Raw genomic sequence first — 699 nt, forward strand, 5'->3', positions numbered from 1 at the left:
CGCCCGCCCGGAGGGCAGGCGGGGCGGCGCCGGGGTGAGCGCCTCGCCTAGCGGCGGTGAGGGCACCTCCCGGCCGGCGGACCGGGGGCCGTCGGCGGTCGGCGACGACCTCGCGCGGTGCGTTCGCGCCCTGGGACCATCCGGCCAGGGGCGGCCCGCAGGCGGGAGGTCGGCGGCAGCCCCTAGGCCGCATGGAGCGCCCGCACCAGCATGTCGGTCAGCGCGCCGGTGATGGCCTCGCTGGTCACCACCTTGTACAGCCCGGCCGCGAGGGCGCACGCGCCCAGCGTCCCGACGGCGTACTCGGCCGTGGTCATCCCGGCGTCCGAGCGGCCCCGAAGCCGGGCCACCCTGCGCACCCGGCAGGCCGCCTGGCGGGTCCTCCGCCGCCACGCGCCGGCCGACGAGCGGAGCGGACGCCCGGCACCGGGCCCGATCGCGATCACTGCGGTCATGAAACTCTCCTGTCACTCGATGTCCGTTGGTGTTCGTGCAACCGGCTCTTGTTCACATCGCCTGGGCGAAGCGGCTGGTGAGGCCGACGACCACCGGCACCACGCCGATCAGGGCGAAGGCCGGGAGGAAGCAGAGCCCCAGCGGCGCGGTGGCCAGCACCGCGGCCCGGCGGACCCGGGCGTGGGCCGCACGGGCAGCCGCCGTGCGCTGCCCCTGGGCCAGCCCGATCAGCGGGCCGGCGGC

1 protein-coding gene and 1 pseudogene are annotated in these 699 nt (G+C 77.7%); both read right to left on the reverse strand.

Features of this window, described 5'->3' with window-relative positions; translation table 11 throughout:
- Positions 1–182: 182 nt before the first annotated feature.
- Positions 183–455 (reverse strand): DUF4244 domain-containing protein, encoded by a 273-nt coding sequence (locus KS423_RS46700; protein WP_224285688.1) that lies wholly within the window; start codon positions 453–455, stop codon positions 183–185.
- A 52-nt stretch (positions 456–507) separates the two neighbouring features.
- Positions 508–699, reverse strand: a pseudogene (locus tag KS423_RS46705) (type II secretion protein F); the annotation flags it as partial.

It is taken from the genome of Streptomyces sp. LS1784 (assembly GCF_020103755.1).
GTDB lineage: Bacteria > Actinomycetota > Actinomycetes > Streptomycetales > Streptomycetaceae > Kitasatospora.

Excerpts from the sequence above, each read along its gene's own strand:
- KS423_RS46700 (WP_224285688.1), bottom strand. The coding sequence starts at position 455 with ATGACCGCAGTGATCGCGATCGGGCCCGGTGCCGGGCGTCCGCTCCGC.